The organism is Microbulbifer sp. YPW1 (assembly GCF_013367775.1).
GTDB lineage: Bacteria > Pseudomonadota > Gammaproteobacteria > Pseudomonadales > Cellvibrionaceae > Microbulbifer.
Map to the genome: position 1 here is coordinate 3,778,641 of NZ_CP055157.1, position 21,606 is coordinate 3,800,246.

The 21,606-nt window shown below is 55.2% G+C and carries 12 protein-coding genes; 7 read left to right on the forward strand and 5 right to left on the reverse strand.

Annotation, left to right across the window (positions count from 1 at the left end; all coding sequences use genetic code 11):
- Positions 1-141 precede the first annotated feature (141 nt).
- On the forward strand, positions 142-3,096 hold the full coding sequence (locus tag HUW35_RS15360) for a TonB-dependent receptor (protein WP_181253110.1): 2,955 nt from the start codon (positions 142-144) through the stop codon (positions 3,094-3,096).
- A gap of 262 nt (positions 3,097-3,358) precedes the next feature.
- On the opposite strand, the gene HUW35_RS15365 is transcribed toward HUW35_RS15360, so the two are convergent.
- The 3 genes from HUW35_RS15365 to HUW35_RS15375 form a co-directional block, all read right to left on the reverse strand.
- A complete protein-coding gene (locus HUW35_RS15365) occupies positions 3,359-6,208 on the reverse strand; it encodes a TonB-dependent siderophore receptor (RefSeq protein ID WP_181253111.1) in 2,850 nt (949 codons plus the stop codon).
- 240 nt (positions 6,209-6,448) lie between these two features.
- Positions 6,449-8,230: a collagenase gene (locus tag HUW35_RS15370; protein WP_181253112.1), complete on the reverse strand. Its 1,782-nt coding sequence runs from the start codon at positions 8,228-8,230 to the stop codon at positions 6,449-6,451.
- Between the two features lie 99 nt (positions 8,231-8,329).
- A complete protein-coding gene (locus HUW35_RS15375) occupies positions 8,330-10,900 on the reverse strand; it encodes a M9 family metallopeptidase (RefSeq protein WP_181253113.1) in 2,571 nt (856 codons plus the stop codon).
- A 524-nt stretch (positions 10,901-11,424) separates the two neighbouring features.
- Here HUW35_RS15375 and HUW35_RS15380 point away from each other — a divergent pair.
- Both HUW35_RS15380 and HUW35_RS15385 read left to right on the forward strand, forming a co-directional pair.
- Positions 11,425-12,123: a TetR/AcrR family transcriptional regulator gene (locus HUW35_RS15380; protein ID WP_078084781.1), complete on the forward strand. Its 699-nt coding sequence runs from the start codon at positions 11,425-11,427 to the stop codon at positions 12,121-12,123.
- Positions 12,116-12,670, forward strand: coding sequence for a DUF1285 domain-containing protein (locus HUW35_RS15385; RefSeq protein ID WP_181253114.1), 555 nt, complete (start codon positions 12,116-12,118; stop codon positions 12,668-12,670). The genes HUW35_RS15380 and HUW35_RS15385 overlap by 8 nt, the downstream gene beginning before the upstream one ends.
- A gap of 33 nt (positions 12,671-12,703) precedes the next feature.
- Here the strand turns inward: HUW35_RS15385 and HUW35_RS18780 are convergent, their stop codons facing one another.
- Entirely contained in the window at positions 12,704-12,904 is a 201-nt protein-coding gene (locus HUW35_RS18780) for a hypothetical protein (protein WP_219932601.1), read from the reverse strand.
- Positions 12,905-13,013: 109 nt separating this feature from the next.
- On the opposite strand from HUW35_RS18780, the gene HUW35_RS15390 reads away from it, so the two are divergent.
- The gene (locus tag HUW35_RS15390; protein WP_181253115.1) at positions 13,014-14,687 is read left to right on the forward strand and encodes a serine/threonine protein kinase; all 1,674 of its coding nucleotides are present in this window, start codon (positions 13,014-13,016) and stop codon (positions 14,685-14,687) included.
- Between the two features lie 162 nt (positions 14,688-14,849).
- Positions 14,850-17,573, forward strand: a complete 2,724-nt coding sequence (locus HUW35_RS15395; protein WP_181253116.1) for a TonB-dependent receptor domain-containing protein — start codon at positions 14,850-14,852, stop codon at positions 17,571-17,573.
- A gap of 184 nt (positions 17,574-17,757) precedes the next feature.
- Here the strand turns inward: HUW35_RS15395 and HUW35_RS15400 are convergent, their stop codons facing one another.
- Positions 17,758-19,380, reverse strand: a complete 1,623-nt coding sequence (locus HUW35_RS15400) for an electron transfer flavoprotein-ubiquinone oxidoreductase (RefSeq protein ID WP_219932725.1) — start codon at positions 19,378-19,380, stop codon at positions 17,758-17,760.
- 455 nt (positions 19,381-19,835) lie between these two features.
- Here HUW35_RS15400 and HUW35_RS15405 point away from each other — a divergent pair, with 455 nt between their 5' ends.
- Positions 19,836-20,585 carry an electron transfer flavoprotein subunit beta/FixA family protein gene (locus tag HUW35_RS15405; protein ID WP_181253118.1) on the forward strand — a complete coding sequence of 250 codons (750 nt, stop codon included), beginning with the start codon at positions 19,836-19,838 and terminating at the stop codon, positions 20,583-20,585.
- A complete protein-coding gene (locus HUW35_RS15410) occupies positions 20,585-21,514 on the forward strand; it encodes an electron transfer flavoprotein subunit alpha/FixB family protein (RefSeq protein ID WP_181253119.1) in 930 nt (309 codons plus the stop codon). The genes HUW35_RS15405 and HUW35_RS15410 overlap by 1 nt, the downstream gene beginning before the upstream one ends.
- Positions 21,515-21,606 lie beyond the last annotated feature (92 nt).

Sequence of the window (21,606 nt, forward strand, 5' to 3'; positions counted from 1 at the left end):
GCTGGTGCCCCCTGTCTGTCGCTGACTCGTTATTCTCGTTTGTTGTCATTGTACACAAGATATGTTTAAGTTGATATTGCGTGCAAAAATATTTTGGGCGCAATAATAAATATCGAGAATAAACCGAGGGTTATAGAGACTATGGAAATCAAAAAAGGACTACTGGCGCTCGCCATTAGCGCCACCTTGGGCAGTACCGCCGTATTGGCGGCGGATACTTCAGGGGGGACCCTGAAGGGGCAGGTAATCAGTGCGCGCGGTGAGGTCTTGGCCGGCGCTGAAATTACTGTGACGCACATCGGCAAGGGATTTACACGCACGGTCACCAGTAACGCAAAGGGTGAATACAACCTGCGCAATTTGCCAGTGGGCGAGTACACCCTGCGTTTTGAAAAAGAGGGTTACGACACAGCGAGCACGCCAGAGGTGCTGGTGCGGGTGGGGCAGGCCGTTGTCTACGACGGGACACTGGCCGAACCCGGGGAAGTGTTGGAAATCGTTGAAGTGACCGGCAGCATGCGGCGTCCGGTCGATACCGGCTCCTCCACCGCGGGTGTCGTCATCACCCAGGAGAAGCTGGAACTGCTACCGGTCAATACCGGATTTGAAGCGATGGCGCAGCTTGCACCGGGTGTTGTGAGTGCCGGTGGTAGCAGTTTCAACGGTGCTTCCAGCTTCGGCGGTGCGTCCTCTGCGGAGAATGGCTATTACCTGAATGGATTGAATGTATCCAATATCAAAACCGGGCTTGGTTCCATTGCCCTGCCGTGGGAGGCCATCAGCCAGACCCAGGTCAAGACCGGGGCGATCGACCCGGAATTCGGCGGTGCCCTGGGAGGGATCATCAATGCGGTCTCGAAGTCTGGTAACAACGAATTCAATTTCGGCTCACAGCTGCGTATGGACCCGGATGGATTGCGCAGCCAGCACAGTTCGGTGCGCAATGCGGCCGGGGAGTACACCCTCAATACCGAGCAGAGCGAGATGGATTTCCACGAGGCGCAGGTGTGGGCCAGTGGCCCGATTGTTCCCGACAAAGCGTTCTTCTACGCCTTGTACAGCCCGCGCAAAACGGACGATCAATGGGCGAGCGGCTCCAGCTTTTACGATCGCACGCGGGAGGAAGACCGCTGGTTGGTAAAGCTTGACTGGTTTATCAACGAAGACCATGCAGTGGACTTCACCGCTATCAATAATGAAGAAAATGGTGAATACCAGAGCTTTTCCTATACTCCGGATCAAAATCAGGTCGGCGATTATCTCGGAGAAACCAAAAGTCGAGAGGGCGGCCAGGTATACGGGATGCACTACAACGGTCGCCTGACCGATGCACTTACCGTGGACCTGACCGCTGGCCGTACCCAGGAGACGGTATACAACTCTGCCCTGAACAACTTGCCTTCCGTGTACGACTGTCGCGCTACCTGCGTCAGTTTCAGTAACCACAGTGATTCGACGATTTACGACGAGGACTATATCCGCGATCAGGTACGTCTGGATTTGAGTTATGACCTGCTGGATCACGCCATCAAGGTGGGCGTGGATCACAGTACCGTGGATGTGTTCTATCAGGAAAACCAGAACGGCGAGGGCGACGCCCGCGGCTGGTGGCAACAGCGTCTCGCCACGGACAACGATCCCTCTCTGCAGCCGCAGGGCACAAGTCTCGTTCAGCGCCGGATTCGCGTACGCGGTACCGACTCAACGGTAAGTGCAACGGCGCTCTACCTGCAGGATTCGTGGACGGTCACCGATGATTTCACCCTGAACCTCGGTGCCCGCTACGAGCAGTTTGAAAATACCGTAACCGGTGGGGAAGCCTTCGTGAAAAATGAAGGTATCTCGCCGCGAATCCAGGCAATCTGGGACTTTAACGGGGACGGTAACAGCAAGGCGTTTGCCACTTACGGGCGCTACTACCAGCCGGTTTCCGCCAACATGAACATCACTCAGGGTTCTTACTCCCGCGAGACGTTCGATTATTACGAACCGGGAACCACCGACACCGGCGGCCGGGTCGCTTTGAACGAAGACGGCTCACCTAGCCGTGGTGACCTGCTGCATAGCTACGTGCGTCAGCAGGGTATTGTGGAGCCGGAACTGATTGCCAGCGGTAATCTCGAAGGTATGTACTCTGACGAGTTCACCCTCGGTATGGAAACACTGGTGCTGGACGGTATGGTACTTGGTGTTCGCGGTGTATACCGGGATCTCAAGCGATCGGTGGAAGACTCGGATATTGGCCCGGTACTGAGCAATTATCTGGAAGCAAATGGTATCGAGGATAACGTTGGCCAGAGCAGCTATTACGTACTACTTAATCCCGGTGAAGACGTCAACATCCGCTATGACTTTGACGGTGATGGACAGCCAGACAGCGTGAGCCTTTCTGCCGAAGAGCTGGCACTGCCCAAAGCGTCGCGACGGTATCTCGCACTCGAGACATCCCTGCGTGGCCAGGTTAGCGACCAGCTGTTCCTGGATGCTTCCTATACGTGGTCGCACAGTTACGGCAATACGGAAGGACTGGTACGGACTGACAACAACCAGGCCGATCCGGGCTGGACCACATCTTATGATTACGCCGACCTGATGGACCACGGATACGGTGATCTTCCCAATGACCATCGCCACGCTTTCAAACTGAATGGCTACTACGATCTCAGTGATGACCTGACCTTTGGCTTTGTTACCTCACTGGTTTCCGGGCGGCCGCAGAACTATTTCAGTATTCATCCTGCAGGCGTGGATAGCTGTGCTGAGGGCAGTCCCTGGAGCGACTGCATCAGTCAGTACTACGGGGAAGCTTCGTTCTATGACGAAAGCGGCAACCCGGCACCGCGTGGCTCGGCCGGTAACCTGCCCTGGAGCAAGCAACTGGATTTGTCCCTTGCCTATCGTATGCCGCTATTTGATGGAGATCTCTTGCTCAAGGGCACCATCTACAATGCGCTGAATGACGATGCACCGTTGGATGTCAACGAGATCCGCTCGGTACAGGGCACCAATGGGCTGGAAATCAATCCGGACTATGGACTGACTGAAATGAGAAGTCGCGCGCGTTACTTCAGTCTGGTGGCCCGCTATGATTTCTGATTGAATCATTGACCTGGCCCACTCAAAAGGTAGGGCTGCAGAGAACACAAAATCCCGGCCACGAGCCGGGATTTTTTATGTCCGGGGTTTGCGTCACCAAGCAGGGAGTGACAATCAGCGGGCAAAAAAAAGCGCCGCAGAGCGGCGCATAAGCAGAGAGGTCCAACGTTCTCTGTAAGAAAGCCCCTCGGGGCAAGTACCTGTGAGTACGATCGAGTACTATTTAGTAAGACGACAGGCCGTGGTGAATACGTTTAATGCCTCAGAACTTGAGCTGGGCCCCCGCGTACAAGGTGCGTCCCAGCAGCGAATAGTTGGCTGAACCATAGGATGTGTAGGGATGGTCGGTCCAACGCTCATCGCTCAGGTTGTTGACGCCCAGGTACAGCTGCGTCGATTCCACAATCTGGTATCCCGCCCACAGATTGAAGTAGAGGGAGTCTTTTACTTCACTGCTTTCGTAGCGCTCTGCGCGGCCATCCAGGTCAATAGGCCCACCCTGGGTAAACTTGGTGGTCAGGCTCACCGACAGATCATTCAGGTAGTAGCTGGTGCGAAGATCCGCTTTCCATTTGGGCACGCCAAACTCGCCGAGATAGTCCGTGGTTTCCAGCTCCCCGGTAAGGTTGTTGGTGGCAGAATAGGAACTCTCCAGCTGACGCGTAGTGACGAGGTTAAACCGCATATCGCCGGGCAGATTGAACGCGTCCACCAGGCTAAACTGGTAATCCGCTTCAATATCCACACCGGTGCGGCGTGAGCCATCCGCATTGATGTAGGTATCGCGGACGGACTCGACATCGCCGCTCGCGGCGCGCACAACCTGGGTACAGAAATCGTTGTTAACACTTTCCGAATCCACGCACAGCGCCAGGGTGTTGCTCGCTCCAAAGCGCACGATCATGTCGGTCAGATCGATATCGTAGTAGTCGATTGAAATATTGAGGCCATCGATGGACGACGGCGTGAATACAAAGCCCGCGGTAAAGGTCGTCGCATCTTCTTCCTTGAGATCCTGGTTGCCCTCAGAAATTACCCGGCCACGCTGGCCCTTGAGGTTGGAGTCCCAGCCGGCATCGATACCCAATGCGGCGCAGTTGGCGGCGCGGCGACCGTCGGCGGGGCCGCCATCAATTTCATCGGCATCACAAGGGTCGGTCAGGTCGGTATAGCCGATACTGGTACCGAGGTACATTTCGCCCAGTTGCGGGGCGCGCACGGCTTTGGAGTACACAGTGCGGAAACGCAGGCTGTCGTTGATCGCCCAGTTAAGCCCGGTTTTCCAGCTGGTAAAGTTGGCGGCTTCGGTGGAGTATTCTGCACCGCGAACTGCCGCTTCGAACTCCAGGCTCTGCATGAGTGGCAAGTCGGCGAGTAGTGGAACCAGCAGTTCCCCGTAGGCTTCATGAACCGTGCGGCTCACGTCATCAATGGCGGTTTGCTGGGAGCTCAGTACGCCGGATTTCCACAGCTCGGAAGGCTGGTAGTCGAGGCTTTCGTAGCGAGATTCAAAGCCTGCACCGAATTTCGCAAACCCCGCCGGCAATTCGAGCAGATCCCCCGTCAGGTTTGCAGCGAATGCATGCTGCTCCACATCCGTATTGGTGGTATGGGTGGCCATGACGTAGTCGTGTACAGCGTCAGACGAAGGCGTAAATGGTGAGAAGTCCGGGCAAGTTCCGTCCTCTACACAAGGGCCGATCAGGGTGAAATTACTGCTGTCTAAACGGTCGTAACGCAGGCTATTGCCCTGGGTGAGCTGGGAGTCCGTCATGCCGGTATTGAAGTAGGTGTCCCATTTCCAGCCATTTTTAAACTCGCCTTCGAGGGTTGCGCTGACCGCGACATATTCCCGCTCGGTGGTATGCCAGCGGGGGCCAGCATTGGAGAAGGTATAAGGCAGTAAAAGCCAGTTGTCGCCGTAGTCGGACAATACCTGCTGCACACCGGTGGGTATGGCGATGCCGTTTGACTCAAGATCTTCAACCGTCGTCCAGGTACCCCAGATAAAATCGGGATCGATTTCATCGTAAGACTCGGTCTTCGAGTACATAAGGTCCGCTGAGAAGCGCGTAGTGTCGGTCAGGTCATAGGTGACGCGACTGTAGCCATTCAAGCGCTCGAACGGGCTGCGGGCAAAGTTGTACGCGTTGGGATCGTAACCACTGCCGTCGGTTGCCATCCATCCCTGGGAAAGGGCAGACGCTGGTGTCCTCAGTTGCGCCTGATCACCATTCAGCTGGTACCAGTCGCTTTCGCCGTATTCCGGATTCCATACACCAAAAGCATTTCCGGTGATATTGAAGTCCGGGTAGGTGATGTTGTTGTGGATGATGAAATCCGGGATACCATCTTCCGGGCCCGTATTTTCCGGGTTGGGAATATAGCGTGTGCGGCCCGCAGCACTTTCGCGATCGCGATAGTAGAGAGGCTTCTGCTCGAAGTAGTCCAGGGATAAAGCGAAATTACCGCGGTTGTCTGCAAAGTTTTCACCGAAGGTGAAAGTGAGGGATCCGTTGTCCGCGCCACCTTCTTCGGTGGTGCCCAGCTGGGTCCGCACGGAAACACCCTCATAGTTGTCTTTGAGGATGAAATTCACCACACCAGCGACCGCATCGGCACCGTAGACAGCGGATGCACCACCGGTCAGCACCTCTATGCGCTCCACCAGTTCCGCGGGAATCATGCCAATTTCGGTGACCATGGTGTTGTTGTCACTGGTGATCTGCACCGGGCGGTGCCCGTTTACCAGCGACAGGGTCCGTTTGACGCCAAGGTCCCGCATATCCAGCGCATTGAGGCCGGAGTTACCAAATGAATAGCTGCCACTGGTGGCATCGTAGCCGGAACCAAACTGAGGCATGGTCGAGAGCACCTCGTTCAGGTTCAGCTCACCGGTCATCTGAATCGCTTCTTTATCGATCACCGATGTGGGCGATGGCGTATCAAAAGTGGAGCGCTGAATTCTCGATCCGGTTACCACCAGTTCCTCGACGAGCGCTGCATCCCCGACATTGCTGTCGGCATTGTCGTTCGTCGCGGATTGTGACAGGGCGGAATGACTGGCGGTCGCCGCAATGGCGATGGCCAGCAGTTTCTTGGAGGTCTGCATATGCTGTTCCCCTTGTAGTGTTATGTTTTATTTTGTGTGCAAGAGCACATTAACACTAACCAAATGTGCTTTTGTGTGCAATGGGTTTTTTCTGTGGTTTGCAGCTAGCAGTGTGAGAGTAGGGCTGGAGCGGCTACAGCGAGGTTCATCGTTGGGCAGATCCGCCGGAAAACTTGGCGGGTGGACAGGTGGAGGGAGACTGCCGCAGGCGGTTGCCTGCGGCACGAACTTACCGCGATCTCATCCGAGATGGCGGTGTTGTTCTCCGGCGGAGAGCTCCAGCGGCTGGAGATAGTCGCGATATAGGTAGCGGTATAGCCGGCGCGGTAACTTCTCCGGCTCAGCGGCCGTTTTTTCTGTACTCGCTCTTTGTGTTAGCCAGTCGGCAAAGGCCGGTTGCAGGGTATCTGCGAGTTTTTCGAGCTCCGCCGTATAGCCTTCGAAATCGTCAGCGCGAAGGTGGTCGGCCAGGCGTGACAAGTGGCTTCGGTCCTGTTGGTACAGGAACTGGATGGCGAGGTAGCTCCAGGAGTAAACCCGGGTAGAACCGTCTTCATAGGTAGTGGCAAAGATATCGGCGAGGCTCGGGTATTCCGATGGACGGCTCTTGTTCAGGTCCCGCTGGGCGCTGTCGTAGTCCTCTCCCTGTGCAATATAGTTTGCCAGTCCCTCCGACCACCAGACCATGTGACTGGGGAAATGCCCGAAGCCGCCCCGTTTGTTGAATCGGCCATCCAGATAGTGCACGTACTCATGCTCCAGATTCCAGATGGTGAAATCCGGGTCCTTCCAGAAGGCCTCGAACGCGATGAAGCGCGCCTGATTACCCGGCTCCTCCGGCGTGCCTTCCAGATACATGCCGCCATTGTTGGTATTGATATCGAATAACAGCGAGGCGTACTGGTTGTATTGACTGTAATTGTCGAACACGACTACCTCGAGCTTGTTATTGTGATCTTTGGCTACGGGTTGCCCGTCACTCGCCAGCTTGAAGTGGAAGTCCTGTTCCTGTGCGAGCATCTTTTCACAGGCGCTTAGCAGCGCGGCATCGCCCATGCTGTTGGCTCTGATTACCAAAGATTCCGAGCAATCGTGGGTAATCGGCAGCGCGATAGATTCATCCGGCAAGGCACAGCGCTCGGGAAATTCCTCCTCACACGCACTTTTTCCGCGAAACGATGTGACCAGATATGGCCGGGTATACAGTGCTTGTTGCTGTGCCTGGCTCAAGCCAGTGAGGTCTCTGGAAAGCAACCGCCACACAGTTTCGTCCAGAAGTTTGCCCTGTTCTTCGTCCATCAATAGCTGCAGATTACCCAGTGCCCACAAAGCGTGATTCAGCGGCCAGCTGCGCTCATCGGTGAATCCATTGTCACTGCGAGAAAAATCGAGCAGCGTGCTTTCCAGGCGCTTGTGATCTAAAAGGGTGTCGGCAATCATTTGGTTGCTGCGTGCCTGGTAGCCAAGAAAACCAACTGCACGGAGACTCTCCCAAAGGGCATATTGTTTGGGTGCGGATAGATCGCCGCTCTGGTATCGCTCAAGAACCGCGAGAAGCGTATCCATATGGGGTTGTAATCGGGCGGCCAGAGGGTCCCTGTCGTAGAAGCGGAAGAGGGTGACGGCGAAGTGCTCCTGCAAGCGTGCCGCTTGGTCGCCGTCCGCGCTGAACGCCGGGTGCTCACGAAGTCTGGTAATTACCGTATCCAGCGTCAGCCACTGTATATGGTCAATGGGTTCGTACGGCCCGAAGTAGCTGTAGGCGCGCAAAAAATACAACAGCCGGTCCACCTCGCCGAGGTCGGGATTCGATGTGGAGAGTAATTGGCCGAGATGTTCAATGGATCTGTGAAAATGTTCGGGCGTATGGATATCGCCGGTTTGCCACAGTTGACTGTCGGGGGAAAGTATTTGGGCAACTTCGTCATTCGTGCCTTGCTTGAGGCTGCAGGCACTGATGATTACCGCCACGATGGCGGAGAGTAAAGTGAACCTTGTAGGTAGAGAATATATGGAATACATCAAGCGAGATTCTCCAAGCTCTTTTAGTAATTTCTTATCGAAGAGTTAAAGGCAGCAACCCCGGCACCAGGCCGGGATTGACTACCCGTTTGCGAGTGGTTAATTGGCGATCAGCTGGATGCCGACGTTGCTGTACGGCTCAGTGGCAACGACCGATATGTAGTACCAGCCAGAGTCCGGTGCGCTCACGGTCAGTGTTTCCTCGTTACCACTATTGGTAGCGCGCTGATCGTAATCGGACTCAGTGGCCCAGGTAGCATCGTTCAGATACAGGTCAGCATTACCCTGGCCTCCGAAGAGTTTCACGGTGAGGATGCTGGTTCCTTCCGGAATGTAGGTGTAGTAATAGTTGAGGCTGCTGCTGTCGGACAGGCAAGTGCTGCTCCCCAGTTCCAGATTCCCGTAGGAAACCGGGGTGCCACTGCAGGAAAGGGTGCTGCCGGTGACGAAACTGGGCAGCAGGCTGACATCGCTAAATGCCTGGTAGGCTTTCACTCTAACGAACCAGCGACCCTGTTGCGGGTTTTCGACATCACAGACTTCCGTATTGCCGCCGATATAGGGACGACATGCGTATTCGGTGTCGGTGGCTTCACTACCGTAGCGCAGGTAAAGGTCCGCATCGCCAGTGCCACCACTGATGGCTATACTCAGGCTCTCTGTATCTGCCGGGACATCAACGTAGTAGTGCAGGTCTTCTCCGGCAGTTGCAACGGAGATTCCGCTAACTTCCACATTATTGGAAAGGGCAGTAGGTGTACCGTCACCGCCATTATCGCCACCGCCGTCAGTGGTGCTTTCAACCTGTTGCAGCCAGCTATGCCACTCGCTGTCGTAAGTGGTGCCGATATTGTTGAGGTAGTTCAGGTAAGCGTCGTAGTCACCTGCGCGCAGGTATGTCAGCAGTTGGACGACTTCGCTGTGGTGCTTTTCAAACATGAAGCGCACTGCCAGGTAGCCCCAGCGGTATACCCGATCCTGCCCACTGCTGTAGGTGTTGGCAAAAATCTCACTCAGGTTGAATTCCCCGGAGCGGGCGAGATCTATCGCGGTATCGTTGAAATCCTGTTTGGATACATACTCTGCAAGTCCCTCGATCCACCACACGGTTTTATGGGTGCCGGTACGTGCATCGCCAAAGCCCCCATACAGGTTGAAGCGGCCATCCAGGTAGTGAACATACTCGTGCGTCAGGTTCCAGACTTCAAAATCCGGACGTAACCAGTCCGCTTCATGGGCAATGAATCGCGCCTGATTATCAGTACTTGATGGATCACCTTCCAGGTACATACCGCCATTATTGGTGTCGATACCGTAGAACAACGAGGCGTAGGTGTTGTACTCATCCCAATCGTCAAATACCACCACTTCCAGATCGGTATTCAGGTCATCCGCGACCGGGTTGTAGTTGGTCGCGAGCAGTTGGTGGAAGTAGGTTTCCTGATCTGCCAGCTGTGAGCAGGAGTCAGACATTTCGGTGCTGCTCATATCCTGCGCGTGGATACGCAGGCTACTGCTGCAAGTGTGTCGGTCAGCCAGTACCTGTTGCTCCAGATATTCGGCAAATCCGCAGATACCGAAATCATTACAGTCACCGTAGTATTCGGCATTTCCGGCCGTCGCAATCCACACACTTTTGCCAGTGCCGGTCATGCTGTAGCGGTCCAGTACCTGCTGTACCTGGTTTTGAACCGCGGCGTACGCAGGCGCCGTGTCATGTTGCAGAAATCTCGCCAGTTCTCGTCCGGCGTTTTCCTGCATGAACAAGGCCGAGGAATCCAGCATCCAGTCGGTGCGGGCGAATGCGCCCAGCGACTGCATCAGCTGGGGATCGCTGCTCGCGGTATCGACAAATTCCTGGATGTAGTGACCACGAAACAGTACCGTGAAAATGCCATTGACTGCCGCACGCATACTGCTGAAGGAACCGGCATTCTGATTCCAGCTCTGTAGCCAGTTTTTTACCACTGGGAGGTAGCGCGCATTCTCACCTGCGCTGTCGATCAGTACGATGGCATCGCGGATCGCTTCCCCGTGACTACTGGATGCACTGTAAAAATCTGGATTTCCGGTAAAACTGTCCAGTGCACCTACAACCGCGCTCTGCACGGCGGAGTCGAAACTCACATTGTCCGGGTAGTAATACTCGATGTAATAGCCGGTCCGCAGAAAATAGAACAGCTTGTTGACGCTGCTGTCCCCACCTGATGCGACGTAATCTGCGGCCATTTGTGAGGCGGCATTGGCTACTGTAATCATTTTTTGCGGAGTGAAACTCGCGAAACTATTGCTGTCACCGTCATACAGATCGTTGATACAGCTGGTTTCAGAGTCGAGGATATGGTTCACCAGCGCCTGGCCGGTGTTTTGCGCATATCCGGTAACCTCACAGGTGGCGAGAGGTTCTGCCATGGTGCTTATGGAGAGCGTTTGGGGGCTCGACTGCTGTGGTGTAGCAGTGGAAGTAGGGGGTTGATAGCGGGGTTCCACCGGCGCAGTTACCCGTGAGTTGCTCATCGGCGTACTGTATTGCTGTGCGCTATTCGCACTTTGTGGCGTCGGGGTTGCCGGTTGCGGTGCGGCTTGCACTTGTGATGCGGCTACTAGCAGTAACCCGGTGAGGCCGGTAACAATCGAGTTTACCGACACCTTCTTTAGGTTCGTGATCATTGTTGTCTCTTCTTTATTATTTGCATGTGTTCAAGTCAGGATGGGGCGAAGCTGGTCACGAGTCCGGCGTGCGCCGGGCCGATGTCGCACATTGCCCGTCGTTATTCCGTCGTATGCGTCCTCCTGTTATTCATTGGGTGCAAAAACATAATATTGCATGCAATAAATTTATGGTAGTGCGTCACGCTGTGACGGTTTGGCGTCGCCCAAATGCTCTTCTGTGAAGAAAACTAAAACTGCGGCGCAAACTGAGGTTGAAAAGTGACCAAACAGGGGGTGACCGACTAGAGTCAATGTATGAGGCGGGAGCACTGTTTATCGCGTGCAGGGTGAGTGCGCCCAGTCGTGGAGGCCCGATACGATGTGAATAGAATCACGGTTTTAGTCATTGATCGGGTGTGATTGGACGCAAAGTCTTGCAGCAAGCTGTGGAATTACTTTTCCAAGCTAGGGGAATTGCCTATCATTCATGAATGGATAGTCAATTTCAGTCTCCAAATTCACGGACAGCTAAGGTCGGAAGTATGGATAAGGCAAAAGAGAAGGTTCAGCGATTTCGCGCGCGGGAGCAGCGTATCCTGGATGCGGCACTGGAGCTGCTCTTGGAACACGGTGAAGAGAAGGTAACCGTTGAGCAGATCGCCGAGCGGGTAGACATCGGTAAGGGGACCATTTACAAGCATTTCATCTCCAAGACGGAGATCTACATGCGCCTGCTGATGGACTATGAGAAATCTCTGACTGAGCGCCTGAAAAGCGCCGTCGCGACCGCAGAGCAGGGCGATATTACGGCGCCGGCTCGAGCCTACTTTGAGTCCCGCATGGCGGACCCCGCCCGGGATCGACTTTTCCAGCGACTGGAAGAGAAGATAATCGCGCTCAACCTGGCGCCGGAAATGATTGCCGAGCTGCACGCTCTGCGAAATTCCAACGCGTCCGCACTTAACCGCGTGTTTGAACGCCGCATGGAGCAGGGCGTACTCAAAAAAGTGCCCGCCTACTATTACTACTCCACCTACTGGGCATTGGTTCAGGGCGCAGTCGAGCTATATCACTCCAAGTCTTTCGCCGACGTGATCGAGGATCGCGAAGGCCTGATGGAGTTTATCATGGACGTTGGTGTGCACATTGGCGACATCTCTGGTCGACGCGGTGTTGGTCAGTCCCAGTCCGAACCGCAAGCGCAGACACCGTCCGCGACCCCGGGTAGTAGCTTTGGCTGAACCGCTTTTCCAGCAACTTGAAAAACTGCAGCAGGAGTTCCGCGGTCACCCGCCCGTGGCCCAATGGGACCCTGAATTGTGCGGCGATATGGACCTCGTGATCCAGGCCGATGGCCACTGGATTCACGAGGGTTCAGAAATCAAGCGTCAGCCGCTGGTAAAGCTGTTTGCCAGTATTCTCAAGCGGGAGGGCCGCCATTACTACCTGGTTACGCCGGTGGAAAAATGGCGTATCCGTGTAGAGGATGTCCCTTTCCTCGTGACCCAGGCGGCGAGGGAAGGGGATCAGGTATTGCTGACCACCAATACCGGTGATGTTGTTCCTATCGATAAATCCCACCCTTTGATGCTCAAGCCGTTTGGCGATCCGCCGCTGCCTATCCCGTATATTGAAGTGCGCGCAGGGCTTGAAGGCCGGATGTCGCGCGACGTTTACTACCAGCTCATCGATTGGGCTGAGCCACGAGAGCCTCAAGAGCCGCCAGCCAGGTTGTGTCAGCTGTGGTTGAAAAGTAATGGTGAGGAATTTTTACTCGGCGAGTACTGATCTGGTTGATTATTGATCGCTGTGGATGTCGGCTCAATAATTAACCAGTGGCTGGTTTTTCCCCTCTATTATTTTCTTGTCCCCCGCTATTTTTCTATTGTCGCTTTGTAATATCCCGGTTTCGGGATATCCCTGAAATATTCTGGAAATAATATAGAAACGCAATCGACACAAAAAATTCACAATGAAATATTTTTGAATTAATTCGCTAAATTTTTTGTCTGCGTCTTTCATTCGTAACATTTTCGCAACACTCCATTCCTAGACTCCCCCTCGTCCAAATTGCTTTGGCATTAAAAAAATATTCACGGATTAATTCACTTCATCCTTGTTAGGGGGATACATGAAACTTGTAACCAAGAAGCTGCTGCTTGCGGCTGCTATCACTGGTCTGCTGGCTGGCTGTGACAGCGGCGGCATCAACATTGCTCCGGTTAACGAAGATAACTCTGTAGATAACTCTACCGGCGGCGGCGACAACGGTGGTGTCGAAAACAATCCGTGTGCTTCTTACGAGAAAGCTGGCAGCGTGAAGCAGGGCGAATTTGATTCCGCTACTGGTAACTGTACTTATAGCGCTGCGTTTGTTGACTCAGGCAATCCGCTTACTGTCGATCTGGTTATCCCGGCTCTGGAAAACGGCGGTTCGCACATCTTTGAAGGCAGCCTGTTTGTCGGCAACAACTACGATGACGACACCACCATGGCTGCAGCCGGTATCGCTGAAGGCGGCGACGGCGCCAAACTGACTGTTCAGGCCGGTGCCACCGTAGCTTTCCCGAACAGCACCAAATTCATGGTCATCAACCGCGGCTCCCAGCTGTTCGCCGTGGGTACCGCTCAGGATCCGATCACTTTTACTTCTCTGTCTGACGTAGAGGGCACTGTAGGTCCTGAGGATGTACAGCAGTGGGGCGGCATGGTGATCAATGGCTTCGGCATCACCAACAAATGTGCCTACGACGCTGACCTGCAAACTTCCGAATGTCACGTACTGGCTGAAGGCGCTGCCGGTAAGGACCAGTCCAACTATGGTGGTGACAACAACAGCGATAGCTCCGGCCAGATGGAATACGTGCGTGTGAAGCACACCGGTGCGGAAGTGGCCAACGGTGACGAGCTGAACGGCATCACCTTCAGTGCTGTTGGTTCCGGCACCATGGTTAAAAACCTGCAGGTTTACTCCACTTACGATGACGGCATCGAAATGTTTGGTGGTGCAGTCAGCTTCGAAAACTATCTGGCCATGTACGTTCGTGATGACTCCATCGATATCGACGAAGGCTGGAGCGGCTCCATCACTAACGCCCTGGTTATTCAGAGTGCGACCGACGGTAACCACTGTATCGAGTCCGATGGTATCGGTTCTTACTCTACCGAAAATGCCAGCGACCTCGAGCGCAACAGCAACATTGTTGCGGCTGGCCTGAACAGCCGTCCGGTGATCGATGGTCTGACCTGCATCATCTCCACCCAGTCTGAAGGTACTCACGATCCAGGCGCTGGCTGGCGTTTCCGTGAAGGTATCTTCCCGATGATTACCAACTCCATGGTAATCGGCTCCTTCGCTGCGGATGAAAACGGTGTTGAAGGTAGCAACTACTGCCTGCGTGTAGAGAGCGATGAAACCGTGGCTGCACTGGAAGCCGGCTTGGATGCTGCAATCACTTCCAACATCTTTGCCTGTGCAGACAAAACAAAAGGCGGCCCCATCGGTGCTGACGACCTGGAAACCTGGGCGGTTGCCAACGGCAACGTATTTGCCAACGTTCCGGCTACCGCCGCTCTGAACCCGACCGCCGCAGCCGATACCGGCTTCCAGGTACTGGAAGGCGCACTGTCTGTCTTCTCTATCGACACCGGCAGCATGATGGTGAACGACGCTGCAGTAACTATTACTCCGGTTGAGCGTGCTTACCTGGGTGCACTGAGTGCCGGTGATACTGATTGGACTGCTGGCTGGACCTACGGTCTGCACGAAGGTAGTCGTGCTCAGGCCCTCTGGTTCGAGCAATAAAAGCTGAGCGTGGTCGGGGCGTGATGCCCCGGCCATGAAGGGCGCCGCCTTCAAGATCTGGGGTCGGCGCCCTATTTGATTCTGAGATGTTGTAGCGGACGTTTACCGCCGATCAATATAGACCAATAGAACAATACGCAGGAACGATAAGAGGCCTGGGAAATGGTAAAGAACGAAAAGTTTCAACGAGCGCCGCTGGTACTGGCTATCGCCACGGCCTCCATCATTGCTCCTAATGCTTTTGCGCAGGCAGAACTGGATACTGTCGAGGGCCCTCAGGCCCCGCAAATTGAAGAAGTTATGATTCAGGGGCGCCTGAAAGATTCCGCAGAAATGCTGGTAAGCGAGCGCCTGGACGAAGAAGTGGTAACCGATATTCTCGGTTCAGAAATGATTGGCCGGGTAGGTGACTCCACCGTTGCTGCCGCACTGCGCCGTGTCTCCGGCCTCTCCCTGGTAAACGACAAGTTTGTTTACGTTCGCGGTCTCGGTGAGCGTTACTCCAGCACCACGTTGAACGGGGCCACTGTGCCTTCGCCGGATTTGACCCGCAATGTGATTCCGCTGGACATTTTTCCGACTTCTGTGGTCGAGTCCCTCGCGGTACAGAAGTCGTATTCCGCCGACCAGGCGGCAACCTTTGGTGGCGGTAACGTGGATATCCGCACCAAGGGCATTCCCGATGATCTGACTTATTCCATCGAGATCGGTAGCGGCACGAACAGCGAAACCGATGGCGATGTGCTTTCTTACAACGGTGGCGATGACGATCAGTTTGGCACCGATGACGGTACCCGTGCACTGCCTTACCAGCTGCAGGCCGCACTTCAGCGTTTTCAGGGCCGTTTGGGTGTCCAGGATATTCGAAAGGGGCTCGAGCGCGAGGGCCGAGAGTTTACCTCCGCATCGCAAGCCATTGCCGCTGCACAGCGCTTGAATCGCAATCTTGCACTGAGTCTGAACCGCGACGTAGAGCTGACGGAAGAATCCAGCAATCCGGATATGGATCTGAAAGGCAGCGTTGGTAATCGTTTCTACTTGAGTGACGACTGGGAAGTAGGTTTCCTTGCGGGTGGCTCCTACAAGAACAAGTGGCGCGAGCAGGAAACCCTCAAGCGCAGTTACGGTTTCCCGGATGAGCGTACCGATACCGAAAACACCTCTACCTATTCGGTAGATATCAGCGGGAACGTCAACCTGGGTATTCGCTACGCGGACGAACAGGAAGTTATCCTGACCAGCCTGTATCTGCGCAATACCGACGATGATGCCTCTATCCGCGATTACTTCAACGAAAACCGCCAGATTTCTGATGGTCGTGGTTTCCGCGAATATGCGATCAAGTATGAAGAGCGCGACATGCTGGTAAACCAGGTGAAAGGTAGCCACCAGTTCGGGCCGATGAGTAAATCTCTGGTGCCGGGTGGTCTGCTGAACTGGGTGCCTGAAGAGACAACCGTAGACTGGTTCTACTCCGACTCGTCCGCGCGCACCGATATCCCCAACGAAGTCAGTATCAGTGCTGACGCGATTACCAATGCGAGCGGCGAGGTGGTTTCCTCCTCCGTGAGTGTTGGCGTAAACAGCTCAGGTTTCCGCTTTACCGAGCTGGATGACGAGGTGATCAACTACGGTTGGAGCGCGACCCTGCCTCTGTACTTCTCCAGTTCCAGTCTGGAGCTGAGCGGTGGTTATGCCCGCACTGAAAAAGGCCGTACCTACAAGCAGAGCGAATTTCGTATTGGCGTGCTGAGCGTGGATGATCCGAGCTCTCTGGGTGGTAGCCTGAACGACGTGTTTGGAGATGACCAGATCACGGATACCGACAACAACTACGTATTTGATCGCGCCGGTTCCAATAACCAGAGTTATATTGCGGCGACCCTGACAGACGCGGCGTTTGGTAAGGTCGACTGGACGCTGAATGAGACATGGCGTCTTGCCGCCGGTGCTCGCTGGGAGGAATACAACCAGGTAGCGCTCGACTGGAACCCCTACGGCTACACCCTCGAGGATCCGCAGATCACCAATGATCCGGATGAGCTGCGCGATGCGACGTATGTGGAAGATGCGGTTTACCCGTCTGTGTCCCTGACTTACATGGGCAACCTGTGGGCCGACACCTTCCAGCTTCGCTTCGGCGCCAGTAAGACAGCGGTCCGTCCCGACCTGCGTGAAATCACCGATGCCATCTATATCGACCCGATTACCGATGAGCAGATCAAGGGCAACCCGAACGCGCGTCCGTCTGAGATCACCAACTTTGATATTCGCGGTGAATGGTTCTTCGACAGCGGCGACAACCTGACGATTTCTGCGTTCTATAAGGACATTGCTGACCCGATCGAATTTTTCGAATTGGCTTCCAGTGATACCAACGTGGCGCGCGAGATCATCAACGCCGAGTCCGGTGAAATCACCGGTATCGAAATTGAAGGCCTGAAGAGTCTTGGTTTCATGGGTGAGTTTATGGACAGCTTCTTCCTGCAGGGCAACCTGACCGTGCAGGAAACCGAGCTGGTGGCGGGTACGGAAGCGGATGCGCCCACTACCCCGGTTCGCGAAATGACCGGTGCCTCTGAGTACGTTGTGAATATGCTGATCGGTTTTGATTCCCCGGATGGCAGTCATTCCGCAACCCTGGGCTACAACGTGTTTGGTGATCGCCTGTACCTGGCCGGCCGCAACGGCGCGCCCGATGCCTACGAGCAGCCGTTCCACTCCCTGGACCTGACTTACTCCTGGTACCCGACCGAAGAGGTCACTATCAAGGCGAAAATGCAGAATATGCTGGATGAAGCCATCGAGATCGAACGCGCGGATGTGATCGTGTTCGAGCAGAAGCCGGGCCAGTCGTTCTCTCTGAGTGCGCAATACCAGTTCTGATCACCGGTATTGCGCAGTAAGTAGAAAAATACCTGGAAGTTAAAACGCAACAGGGATGACTTGATAGGCCGGACGCTGGCAGCAGTGTCCGGTTTTTTTATGGGTGAAAAGGGTAGGGGGGGAGTGCTGAAGGCGGAATGAAAAAAGGGCACCTGAGGTGCCCTTTGAACAATCGACTGACCGATTACATATTGGGGTAGTTAGGGCCACCGCCACCTTCGGGCGTCACCCATACGATATTCTGGGTGGGGTCCTTGATATCGCAGGTCTTACAGTGCACGCAGTTCTGTGCATTGATCTGGAAGCGTTTGCTGTCACCTTCCTCAATGACTTCATAAACACCGGCAGGGCAGTAGCGCTGTGCGGGTTCATCATAGATCGGCAGGTTGTGGTTCAGCGGAATATCGCTGTCCTTCAGGGTCAGGTGGCACGGCTGGTCTTCCTCGTGGTTGGTGTTGGAGATAAACACCGAGGAGAGCTTGTCGAAGCTCAGCACGCCATCCGGCTTCGGATAGTTGATTTTCTTGCAGTCCGCCGCAGGTTTCAGCTGTGCGTGATCCGCTTTGTTGTCGCTCAGGGTCCAGGGCAGCTTGCCCTTGAACACATTGATGTCGAGGAACGCGTAAGCCGAGCCAAGGATATTGCCCCACTTGTGCTGTGCTGGACCGAAGTTGCGCTGCATATGCAGCTCTTTCCATGCCCAGCTGTTCTTGTAGCGCTCACTGTAGTCGGTGACTTCATCACTGGTGCGCTCTGCAGCCAGTGCCTCTGCCACGGACTCCGCGGCCAGCATGCCGGACTTCATCGCGGTGTGATTGCCCTTGATCTTGGCAAAGTTCAGGGTGCCGGCGTCATCACCGATCAGCAGGCCACCGGGGAAGGTCATCTTGGGCTGGGACTGCAGGCCACCTTTTACGATGGCGCGCGCGCCGTACGCAACGCGTTGACCGCCTTCCAGGTACTGCTTGATCACGGGGTGATGCTTGTAGCGCTGGAATTCGTCAAACGGACTGACATGCGGGTTGCTGTACGACAGGTCGGTGATCAGGCCAACCACTACCTGGTCGTCTTCCAGGTGATAGAGGAAGCCACCGCCGGCAGAGCCGGATTCGTCCAGCGGCCAGCCAGCGGTATGTACTACCAGGCCCTGCTGGTGCTTGGCGCTGTCGATTTTCCAGATTTCCTTGATACCGATGCCGTAGTGCTGAGGATCGCGATCGGCGTCCAGGCTGAATTTGGCGATCAGCTGCTTGCCCAGGTGTCCGCGACAGCCCTCGGCAAACAGGGTGTATTTGGCGTGCAGCTCCATGCCCTGCATGTAGCTGTCTTTGTGTTCGCCATCGGCGCCAACGCCCATATCGCCTGTGGCGATACCTTTTACGGAGCCGTCTTCGTTATACAGTACTTCTGCAGCGGCAAAGCCGGGGAAGATCTCAACGCCCAGGGCTTCGGCCTGTTCCGCAAGCCAGCGGCACAGATTGCCGAGGCTGATGATGTAGTTGCCATCGTTGTGCATGGTACTGGGTACCAGCATATTCGGAACCTTGAGTGCCTTTTCCGGGCCGCGCAGTACATAGATGTCATCACCTTTGACTGCGGTTTCCAAAGGTGCGCCGCGCTCTTTCCAGTCCGGGAACAGTTCGTTGAGGGCGGTAGGTTCGAATACCGCACCGGAAAGGATATGGGCGCCCACTTCGGAGCCTTTTTCCACGACGCAGACGGAGATGTCTTCATTGATCTGACGCAGTTTGCACGCGGCGGCAAGCCCGGCGGGGCCGGCTCCCACGATGACTACGTCGTATTCCATTGACTCGCGTTCCACAGGTCACTCCTCAGCAGGTTTCATTATTCAGTCGCCGAATTACGGTAGGCGATCTATAAGCTGGCGCATTATATCGACCCCGGGGCCACCCTACCAATTGCAGGAGTTTTCATTTCTGCTGGCAAAAGCGGCGCAAAATGCCAATCCCCCGGGAGTAAAATATAGGGCGATTATGGCCTGAAATTGATCTTATGAATGACTGCTAGGCTTAGTATTCAACTATTGATTTTGGCCTGTGAAAGGGCCACCATACACGCCGCTCAAACAACTGTTTGAACTTGAGGTGAGCTCGCAGGTGCCATAGATCGCCCGCTTTGCGCGGATCTGGCAGGGCCGCCACAGTACTCGGCCGGGAGGCTGCCCGAGTTACCCACGTTGCCCTGACGCTGTATTGGCCGCCGGGTCGCAACTTCTAAGTAGACTACTGAGACGGGATTTTCATGAAAGTTCTTGTAGCTGTGAAACGCGTTGTCGATTACAACGTGAAAGTTCGCCCGAAGGCGGACGGTTCAGATGTGGACACTGCCAACGTTAAGATGTCCATCAACCCCTTCTGCGAGATTGCGGTAGAAGAGGCGGTGCGCCTGAAAGAAAAGGGTGTGGTCAGCGAGATCGTTGCTGTATCCATGGGCCCCAAGCAGTGCCAGGAACAGATTCGTACTGCGCTGGCGCTGGGCGCTGACCGCGGCATCCAGGTTGAAACCGATGCTGAGCTGCAGCCGCTTGCGGTTGCCAAGTGCCTCAAGGCTCTTGTGGAAAAAGAAGAGCCGCAGCTGGTTATCCTCGGTAAACAGTCCATCGATGGCGACAACAACCAGACCGGCCAGATGCTGGCCGCGCTGACCGGCATGGGGCAGGGCACTTTCGCTTCCGAAGTGAATGTAGAAGAAGGCTCTGTAAAGGTTACCCGTGAAATCGACGGCGGTCTGCAGACCGTTGAGCTGACTCTGCCTGCTGTGGTTACCACCGACCTGCGCCTGAATGAGCCCCGTTACGCTTCTCTTCCCAACATCATGAAGGCGAAGAAAAAGCCCCTCGACACCACCACTCCGGATGAGCTGGGTGTCGATATCGCCCCGCGCACCAAGACCCTGAAAGTTGAGCCGCCGGCCGAGCGCCAGGCGGGCATCAAGGTTGCCGATGTAGCGGAACTGGTGGAAAAACTGAAAAGCGAGGCGAAAGTAATCTGATGAGCATTCTTGTAATTGCGGAGCACGATAACGCCGAACTGAAAGGCGCAACCCTCAACACCATCGCTGCGGCCAAGGCTATCGGTGGCGACATTGATGTACTGGTTGCCGGCAGTGGCTGTGGCGCTGCCGCCGAAGCGGCTGCAAAAGCAGAAGGTGTAAGCAAGGTTCTGGTAGCGGACAACGCCGCCTACGAGCACCAGCTGGCTGAGAATGTGGCCAAGCTGGTGGCGGATCTGGGCAAGAACTACAGCCACGTACTGGCTCCGGCCACTACCACGGGCAAGAACATGCTGCCGCGCGCAGCCGCTCTGCTGGACGTTCAGCCGATCTCCGACATTATCGCGGTCGAGGGTGCGGACACCTTCAAGCGTCCGATTTACGCCGGTAACGTGATTGCCACCGTGCAGAGCTCCGATGCCATCAAGGTGGCCTCCGTGCGTACCACTGCGTTTGACCCGGTTGCCGCAGAAGGTGGCAGTGCAGCGGTCGAGAGCGTGGACATCGCTGAAGATGCAGCGGTTTCCAAGTTTGTCGGTGAAGAGCTGGCAGTGTCCGACCGTCCGGAACTGACTGCCGCGCGCGTGGTCATTTCTGGTGGTCGCGGTATGCAGAACGGCGAGAACTTTGAGCTGCTGTACAAGGTGGCGGACAAACTGGGTGCTGCTGTTGGTGCATCCCGCGCTGCCGTTGATGCCGGCTTTGTGCCCAACGACATGCAGGTCGGTCAGACCGGCAAGATTGTTGCCCCTGATCTGTACGTCGCCGTTGGTATCTCTGGCGCCATCCAGCACCTGGCGGGTATGAAGGACTCCAAGGTGATTGTGGCCATCAACAAAGATGAAGAAGCGCCGATCTTCTCGGTGGCGGATTACGGCCTCGTGGCCGACCTGTTCGATGCGGTCCCTGAGCTTGAAACAAAGCTGTAACTTCGGGGTCATATACTGACATCGATCGGAAAGGGCGGCGAAAGCCGCCTTTTTTAGTGGTGCAGGTATTGGGTTGAGTTATCGGGCTTTGC

Coding starts and splice junctions, on each gene's coding strand:
- HUW35_RS15380 (WP_078084781.1), top strand. CDS start 11,425: ATGGATAAGGCAAAAGAGAAGGTTCAGCGATTTCGCGCGCGGGAGCAG.
- HUW35_RS15365 (WP_181253111.1), bottom strand. CDS start 6,208: ATGCAGACCTCCAAGAAACTGCTGGCCATCGCCATTGCGGCGACCGCC.
- HUW35_RS15395 (WP_181253116.1), top strand. CDS start 14,850: ATGGTAAAGAACGAAAAGTTTCAACGAGCGCCGCTGGTACTGGCTATC.
- HUW35_RS15405 (WP_181253118.1), top strand. CDS start 19,836: ATGAAAGTTCTTGTAGCTGTGAAACGCGTTGTCGATTACAACGTGAAA.
- HUW35_RS15400 (WP_219932725.1), bottom strand. CDS start 19,380: ATGGAATACGACGTAGTCATCGTGGGAGCCGGCCCCGCCGGGCTTGCC.
- HUW35_RS15360 (WP_181253110.1), top strand. CDS start 142: ATGGAAATCAAAAAAGGACTACTGGCGCTCGCCATTAGCGCCACCTTG.
- HUW35_RS15390 (WP_181253115.1), top strand. CDS start 13,014: ATGAAACTTGTAACCAAGAAGCTGCTGCTTGCGGCTGCTATCACTGGT.
- HUW35_RS15410 (WP_181253119.1), top strand. CDS start 20,585: ATGAGCATTCTTGTAATTGCGGAGCACGATAACGCCGAACTGAAAGGC.
- HUW35_RS15375 (WP_181253113.1), bottom strand. CDS start 10,900: ATGATCACGAACCTAAAGAAGGTGTCGGTAAACTCGATTGTTACCGGC.
- HUW35_RS18780 (WP_219932601.1), bottom strand. CDS start 12,904: ATGAAAGACGCAGACAAAAAATTTAGCGAATTAATTCAAAAATATTTC.
- HUW35_RS15370 (WP_181253112.1), bottom strand. CDS start 8,230: ATGTATTCCATATATTCTCTACCTACAAGGTTCACTTTACTCTCCGCC.